General features: G+C 69.5%; 1 pseudogene. It reads left to right on the top strand.

Going from position 1 to position 348, the window contains the following annotated elements:
- Nucleotides 1-299: pseudogene (locus J0695_RS38320) on the top strand (DUF2637 domain-containing protein); the annotation flags it as partial.
- Nucleotides 300-348 lie beyond the last annotated feature (49 nt).

The following is a 348-nucleotide window of genomic DNA, read 5'->3' as shown; positions in this document are numbered from 1 at the left end:
GCGTGAACTCCGCCTCGTCCACCAGCGGTTGGGTCCCCGGCCCGCGCCACCCGGAGCCGGAGCCGGAGCCGGAGACCCAACCGCTGGTGGACGAGGCGGAGTTCACGCAGACGGCGTACGAGGCATTCCGCACGTACGCGCACGAGAACGCCGAGTTCCCCACTCCTGAGCAGCTGGACATACACCTCTCGGACATCCACGGCATGAGCCACCCGGAGAGCGGGGCTCTGGCCCGCCGACTGATGCCGGACTTCAAGCACCGCTACCAGCGGGAGCTGGAAGAAGAACACATCGCCTGACCCCATGAGACCGGGGCGGACCGGCCGACCCCGTCGCCTTTCCGGGGGC

This window comes from Streptomyces beijiangensis, assembly GCF_017315755.1.
GTDB lineage: Bacteria > Actinomycetota > Actinomycetes > Streptomycetales > Streptomycetaceae > Streptomyces > Streptomyces beijiangensis.
This window is presented reverse-complemented; position numbering and strand designations above follow the sequence as displayed.